The organism is Mesorhizobium sp. M7A.F.Ca.CA.002.09.1.1, from assembly GCF_003998555.1.
In the GTDB taxonomy this organism is placed as follows: domain Bacteria; phylum Pseudomonadota; class Alphaproteobacteria; order Rhizobiales; family Rhizobiaceae; genus Mesorhizobium; species Mesorhizobium ciceri.
The window spans coordinates 1-4,973 of the sequence record NZ_RZRR01000387.1 but is presented as its reverse complement, the minus strand read 5'-3'; the positions used below and the strand labels follow the sequence as shown (position 1 = coordinate 4,973).

The 4,973-nt window shown below is 64.4% G+C and carries 5 protein-coding genes; all 5 read right to left on the bottom strand.

Annotation, left to right across the window (positions count from 1 at the left end; genetic code table 11):
• The coding region (gene ffh, locus EN994_RS17595) for a signal recognition particle protein (RefSeq protein ID WP_127307680.1) at window positions 1-1,495 on the bottom strand (1,495 nt) is incomplete at its 3' end.
• A gap of 290 nt (window positions 1,496-1,785) precedes the next feature.
• Window positions 1,786-2,736, bottom strand: coding sequence for a CPBP family intramembrane glutamic endopeptidase (locus tag EN994_RS17590; RefSeq protein WP_013528803.1), 951 nt, complete (start codon window positions 2,734-2,736; stop codon window positions 1,786-1,788).
• Window positions 2,737-2,906: 170 nt separating this feature from the next.
• Complete coding sequence (locus EN994_RS17585; protein WP_063169558.1) at window positions 2,907-3,506, bottom strand: DUF1236 domain-containing protein; 600 nt, start codon at window positions 3,504-3,506, stop codon at window positions 2,907-2,909.
• Window positions 3,507-3,569: 63 nt separating this feature from the next.
• A complete protein-coding gene (locus EN994_RS17580) occupies window positions 3,570-4,667 on the bottom strand; it encodes a putative zinc-binding metallopeptidase (protein WP_013528805.1) in 1,098 nt (365 codons plus the stop codon).
• 91 nt (window positions 4,668-4,758) lie between these two features.
• The coding region (locus EN994_RS17575) for an FAD-dependent oxidoreductase (protein ID WP_164745984.1) at window positions 4,759-4,973 on the bottom strand (215 nt) is incomplete at its 5' end.

The following is a 4,973-nucleotide window of genomic DNA, read 5'->3' as shown; positions in this document are numbered from 1 at the left end:
GGCCTTTCATGCCGCCGCCTAGGCCGGCTGCCTGCGCCTGCTTCTGCAAGGCTTCGAGCTGCTTGGGATCCATCTTCGACAGGTCCGGCATGCCGCCGCCCATCATGCCACCCATACCGCCGGGCATCATGCCGCCGAGGCCCATCTTGGAGGCGAGGCCGCCCATCATGCCGCGCATCAGGCCGCCGCCTTTGCCCTTGCCGCCCATTGCCTTCATCATGTCGGCCATGCCGCGATGCATTTTGAGCAGCTTGTTGATTTCGGCCGCGTCGGTGCCGGAACCGGCAGCGATGCGCTTCTTGCGCGAATGCTTGAGCAAATCGGGATTGGCGCGCTCTGCCTTGGTCATCGACGAGATGATGGCGAGCTGGCGGCCGAACATCTTGTCGTCGAGACCGGCGGCGGCCATCTGGTCCTTCATCTTGCCCATGCCGGGCATCATGCCCATGATGCCGCCCATGCCGCCCATCTTCGACATCTGCTGAAGCTGGCCGGCGAGATCGTTCAGGTCGAACTTGCCCGACTGCATCTTCTTGGCCATCGCCGCCGCCTGTTCGGCGTCGATGTTCTCGGCGGCCTTTTCGACGAGCGAGACAATGTCGCCCATGCCGAGGATGCGGTCAGCGATGCGCTTGGGGTGGAATTCCTCCAGCCCGTCCATCTTTTCGCCGGTGCCGATCAGCTTGATCGGCTTGCCGGTGACGGCGCGCATCGAAAGGGCAGCACCGCCACGGCCGTCGCCGTCCATGCGGGTCAGCACGAGACCGGTGATGCCGACGCGCTCGTCGAAGCTCTTGGCCAGGTTGACGGCGTCCTGGCCGGTCAGCGAATCGGCGACCAGCAGGATTTCGTGCGGGCTCGATACCTTCTTGATGTCGGCCATCTCGACCATCAGCGGCTCGTCGATATGGGTGCGGCCGGCGGTGTCGAGGATGACGACGTCGTGGCCGCCGAGCTTGGCCGCCTGCACGGCGCGGCGCGCGATGTCGACCGGCGACTGGCCGTCGATGATCGGCAGCGTGGCGACCTTGACCTGTTCGCCGAGCTGGCGAAGCTGCTCCTGCGCGGCGGGGCGCCGCGTGTCGAGCGAGGCCATCAGGACCTTCTTGTTCTGACGCTCGGAAAGACGCTTGGCGATCTTGGCCGAAGTGGTCGTCTTGCCGGAACCCTGCAGGCCGACCATCATGATGACGACCGGCGCCGGGGCATTGAGATCGATGGCGACGCCTTCAGCGCCGAGCATGTCGACCAGTTCGTCATGAACGATCTTGACGACCATCTGGCCGGGCTTGATCGACTTGACCACGGCAGCGCCGACGGCCTTCTCGCGCACCTTGTCGGTGAAGGAGCGCACCACTTCCAGCGCCACGTCGGCTTCGAGCAGCGCACGGCGCACCTCGCGCAGCGCCGCCGAGACATCAGCCTCCGACAGCGCGCCGCGGCCGGTCAGGCCGTTCAGGATCGAACCAAGACGTTCCTGTAGCGATTCAAACATTCGTTTTCCTTTTCCCTGGCACCCGGATGGTGCCCGAGAGGTAATGCGTTCGCGCCCAGTGTCCAACCAAAAGTCCAAGCAAAAGCCAAAACCAAAAAGCACCCGGGGGCGCTCAGCGCTGCCGGGTGTTGGCCTCCAGGATCGATTTACAGCACTTCACCTCAAAGAGGTTTCGGCGTCCTGGTCGGCTTGCTCGGAGGGATACTCGTCGCGGAATTCGGGGCGTGTAGACAGGAAATCTGCGCAAGAGTCAAGACAAGGGCCGGGTAGCGTCATTCCCGGACCCGCATTCAGGCCGTGCTCGCGCGGTCCGGAAGCTCGGCGGCGACCTTGAGCGGCGAGCGCGGATGCAAAAGCAGCCCGATGGTCAGCAGGCTGCAGGCGATGCCGATGAAGGCGATGAGAACCGCATCCGACGTTGCCCAGCCCGGTCCCTCGAGCGGCCTGGCGTTGAACAGGGCGAAGGAATTGTAGCTTTCCTGATGCGAGATCAGCAGGAAGCCGGTCAGGTTGTTGCCGAGATGAGCACCCAGCGCGGCGCCGAGATTGCCTGTTGCGTAAACGACAAGCGTCAGCAGCAACGCGAAAGCGGCGATCGACGCCAGCACACAGGCGTTGATGGCTGGCGACGAACTCGCACTCCAATGCAGCGAGGTGAACAGCAGGGCCGGCAGCAGCGCCCAGATGAACGGGCTCTTGAACCGGCTGGCCAGCCCGCGCAGCAGGTAGCCGCGAAACAGCAACTCTTCCGACGAGGTCTGCAACAGAGTGAGCGCGGCGATCGGGATCGCAAACAGCAGCCAGGACGACAGGCTGATCGGGCCGCGCGCGATCTGCGGCTGCAAGAGATAGAGCAGGATTTCGGAGATCAACGAGGTGATCAGCACCGCGATCAGCCCCTTGAGGAAGCCGGACCATGAAACACGCCGGCTGTTGCCGAGCAGCGCCGACAGCTTCTCGCCATGCACCCAGCGCATCGCGACCCACAGGCCGATCCAGATGCCGGCGAACGAGACGAGCGCGGTGAGAATGCCGATGGGCGAGGCGAGGAAACCCTGCATGCCGGATGATGGGGCCGCCTGCCGGGCGAAGAAGGCATAGGTGCCGCCGACCAGCACGGCCACGGTGGTTGCTGCCCAAAAAAGGACGACGATCCCCGTTCCGAGCAACAGGCGCGGCAAGGTCGTCCTGGCGTTCGGCGAATGCCTGTAGCGCTCGAAGGCGGCCGGATCGATGGTCACGCGGGCTCCTTTGCCAAAGTCATCGCCTATTGACTAACCGACCGCCGGAAAAATCGGAAGTCTTCCGCAAAGGACAATGCTCAGAGCAGCGTCGGCGCACAAGAGGCGACGCTGCGGTGCCGCCTGCCGGCGGCCGCTGCTGTGGCAGCGGCCGCTTATGTCAATTGTCGTCAGCGCACGACGTACATGATGCGCCGGGTCTGCGGATCGATCAGCGCCCGCTGGCCGTTCACATAGACATAGCGGTAATTGTAGTCTGGAATCTCGCGCAGCTCGACGGTGTCGGGCAGGGTCGCGCCGGTGACCACTTCGCCATCGAGATAGATGGGATCGAGGCGGTGCGTGTCGACATAGGTGCGGACTTCAGCCGGGGGCGGCGGGAAGTCATCGACGACCGGATCGCTGGCGATGATCGCGCCGGTATAATCGGTCGAGTAGTTGCCGATGTCCTCCGGCGGCGAGACGACAGCAACGCTGGCGCGCCGTTGCGTCAGCACCACCCGGCTGCCGCCTATATCGGCCGTCACATAGTCGGAATAGACCCAGCCCTGGCCGCCGGCCTCGGCTATGGTGCACCATTTGCTGTTTTCGATGCAGCCATTGAGCGTTGCCGACTGACCGGCGGCGAGCACGCCGATGACAGGGTATTGCGGGCCGGGTCCGGCGCGAACGTTAAGATCGGTGACGGCTGAGACGGCGGTGTCGGCAAACGCGGCGCCCGACATCACGGTCAGCATTCCGGCGACCGCCGGAAACAACAGGGATTTCATGGTTTCTCTCCGTTTTCATGGTCCCTCGCCAGCGAAAACGGGGCAGCAGCTCATGCGTTCCCGCTAAAGCGCCTGTGCCAACTCACGATTTGTTCCCTGTTCTCCAGGCAAATCGGTCAGAAGTTCGTGAACGAAGTCCAATTTCCGCGCCGTGACGTCCGAAATGACAAAGGGATAGAGGTCCGGCAGGCCCATGCAGCGGTTGATCGAATTGGAGGCTTCCGACAGCACCAGCCAGCGGGCCAGGATCTTTTCGAAAGACTCGGGCGCGGTCGGCGGCTCCGAGGGTGCGGCCTGCAATTCGCCGCCTGTGTCGCCGCGCGGCAAGTCGTTGGCCTCCACCGTCTCCAGCCGGCCGAGCGGAAAGTTCAGTGCGTGCACCATTTCCAGCGTGTCGGTGATGTGCAGGTGGTGAGCCCAGGTCTCGGCCCAGTCCTCCCATGGATGCGAGGTCGCATAGGCCGAGATGTGGCCTTGCTGCCAGTCGGGCGGCGCACCATTGGCATAATAGGCCTTCAGCGCCTGTTCGTAATCGGCGCGGTCATCGCCGAACAGTGCGCGGAAAGCTTCGAGCCGGTGCGGATCGTCGCGGATCAGGCGGTCCCAATAATAGTGCCCAAGCTCATGACGGAAATGACCGAGCAAGGTGCGGTAGTTCTCGCCCATCTCGACGCGGCGCTTTTCGCGCTCGGCCGAATCCGCCTCGGCGACGTTGAGCGTGATCAGGCCATTGTCGTGGCCGGTCAGGATCCGCTCGCCGCCGGGGCCGCCGCCGATCGGATCGGCGAGGAAGTCGAAGGCCAGCCCGATCTCGTCGGCGGGGTTCTGCTTGGGCGCCACCGGCAGCCCGAAGGCCAGCAGCGAATAGATGGCGCGCTTCTTCGCCGCTTCGACACGGATCCAGCGGCGGCGGTTGCCGTCGACGGAGAGATCCGGGATCAACTGGTTGAGCGCACAGGCGCGGCAAAAGGCGTGTCCGGGCTCGGCCATCCAGTTGCAGGCGCATTCATCGGCGTTGGTGCACTGGAAGATGCCGTCGGCGCTCGCCAGCGCGAAACAGGCGTGCTCGGGATCGTAGAGCACGGGGTTCCCGCAGTTCAGGCACTGGGCGTTCTCGAAATAGATGCGATGGCCGCAATGGGGGCAGTCGAAGAGTTTCATGTCGGTCTCAATTCACCGGAGGTGACATAGATGTTCACGGCGGCCCGTGCCCAACGCGAACAGCCGCGCGGCGTTCCACATTTTCCTGAAGCTATTTGGCCGCAAGCTGGGCGACAACCTGTCTTGCCACCGCTTCGCCCGACAGCCGTGCGCCGCCGCAGGTCTGCATCAGCGGGCCGGCCAAGTGCTCGCCGGCGAAGAAGATCTTGTCGGCCACCGGCTGCATGAGCGCGGCGCGCGCCAGTGAACGGCCAGGGCGGGCGGCGACGTAGGCGCCGCGCACGAAGCGCTCGCCGCCCCAATTGG

Bases quoted from the DNA above. Each gene is read 5' to 3' on its own strand.
- EN994_RS17585 (WP_063169558.1), bottom strand. From the start codon at position 3,506: ATGAAATCCCTGTTGTTTCCGGCGGTCGCCGGAATGCTGACCGTGATG.
- EN994_RS17580 (WP_013528805.1), bottom strand. From the start codon at position 4,667: ATGAAACTCTTCGACTGCCCCCATTGCGGCCATCGCATCTATTTCGAG.